The following is a 1668-nucleotide window of genomic DNA, read 5'->3' as shown; positions in this document are numbered from 1 at the left end:
AGTTCGAGACGCATTGTTGGTGATGTAGCCCACCTGTGCGCCTCTACCTGCCTTACGCACAGACTCCACAGCATGCGGAATCGGACGTTGCCCCTGATAGAGCACGCCATCGAGATCTGCCAGCACCAGATCGACGCCGGTCAGAGGTGTTTCCTTAGGCACCCTCATCCTCCAGAGGCATCTCGACGACGACGATGTCCTCGTCCCCATCATCCAGAGCCGACTCCAGTGCTTCAGCGGCTCGATTCGCGAGCTCACCCCACCGCCCGGCCTCTGCTTCTTTGCCCATCAGGCTGAGGATTGTGGCATAGGAGTCGAATAGAGCGGGTGAGAACGAGTAGGCAACATCAGGGTTGAGTTGGGGAATCTCCAATTCACTCAGGGCCAGCTCGAGTTGGCCCAAATCCAGACGGGCGCCCGACCGGGCAATAGCCAACTCAACAGCGATAGGGGGAGCCAACTGTGTTCGATTCACTTCGCCGGCTAACTCCAGGGCTTTCTCGGGACGACCAAGCCCCCTCTCGCAATCGACCATCATGGGGACCTGATCATTGCTACCCGACAACCTGCGATAGGTCCGAAGTTCCCTCAAAGCAAGAGCAAAGTCACCCACCAAATACGCCGTGATTCCCACCGTCTCCCGGACAACGGGTATGCGTCCAGCCCGTCTCGAGGCAGCTAGTGCGTGTTTGTGGGCGCGCTCAGGGTCCTCATCCACCACACGGGAGGCCATCACCAGGTGTCCTGCAACCCATTCGGCGTTCTCTTTCGTGAGGGCTTTGAGCTCTCGCCAGGCGGAGCGATCCAGTTCACCAGGCGTCACATCTGCGTCAACAGGAGGGTCATCGTGACGGGGCGGAGGAGTGAGTTCCTGGTCCCGAGGGGGACGCGGGCTCCTGCGTTTCTCGAAAGGTTTACCCGTCGAACCGGGTCGACCACGGCGCTCCCCATCCCGAGGTCTGGACGACCGCGGTCTCTCCGACCGCGCACCATCGGCACCCGCAGGGCGTCGCCCACCGGGCTTCCGGGGTCGACGATCTCCTGAGGATGGTCTTGAGTTCTCTGTCATCACGGTGTCCTTATTAACGCAAAATGGCCACCCTTGCGGGTGGCCATTTCACAAAGAAGTCCGGCGGTGTCCTACTCTCCCACGAGGTCCCCCTCGCAGTACCATCGGCGCTGAAGGTCTTAGCTTCCGGGTTCGGAATGTAACCGGGCGTTTCCCCTTCGCTATGGCCGCCGAAACACTATTGATTTATCAGTCTGAGGGCAACCCTTAGGTTGCCGATCGGTTCTCGACCGTAAATCGAGAACCACAAAGTGGACGCGAGCACCACTCATGTGGTGTCAAGTTATCGGCTTATTAGTACCGGTCAGCTGCATGGGTCGTTAGTCCCCACTTCCACATCCGGCCTATCAACCCAGTCGTCTACTGGGAGCCTCTCACCCCAAAGGGCATGGAAATCTCATCTTGAGGCCGGCTTCCCGCTTAGATGCTTTCAGCGGTTATCCATCCCGAACGTAGCTAATCAGCGGTGCCCTTGGCAGGACAACTGACACACCAGAGGTTCGTCCAACCCGGTCCTCTCGTACTAGGGTCAGATCCTCTCAAATTTCCAACGCGCGCAGCGGATAGGGACCGAACTGTCTCACGACGTTCTAAACCCA

General features: G+C 58.9%; 2 protein-coding genes and 2 rRNA genes (1 of these 4 cut by a window edge). All 4 read right to left on the bottom strand.

Annotation, left to right across the window (positions count from 1 at the left end; genetic code table 11):
* The coding region (locus tag AC1QQ2_RS14050; RefSeq protein WP_479713601.1) for a hypothetical protein at positions 1 to 168 on the bottom strand (168 nt) is incomplete at its 3' end.
* Entirely contained in the window at positions 155 to 823 is a 669-nt protein-coding gene (locus AC1QQ2_RS14045; protein ID WP_479713600.1) for a hypothetical protein, read from the bottom strand. The genes AC1QQ2_RS14045 and AC1QQ2_RS14050, both read right to left, overlap by 14 nt.
* A gap of 304 nt (positions 824 to 1127) precedes the next feature.
* Positions 1128 to 1244: ribosomal RNA gene (gene rrf / locus AC1QQ2_RS14040) — 5S ribosomal RNA — on the bottom strand.
* A gap of 99 nt (positions 1245 to 1343) precedes the next feature.
* Positions 1344 to 1668: ribosomal RNA gene (locus AC1QQ2_RS14035) — 23S ribosomal RNA — on the bottom strand (its annotated part continues 260 nt past the right edge of the window); the annotation flags it as partial.

The organism is Aestuarium sp. (assembly GCF_023253315.1).
Lineage (GTDB): Bacteria > Pseudomonadota > Alphaproteobacteria > Rhodobacterales > Rhodobacteraceae > Marivivens > Marivivens donghaensis.
This window is presented reverse-complemented; position numbering and strand designations above follow the sequence as displayed.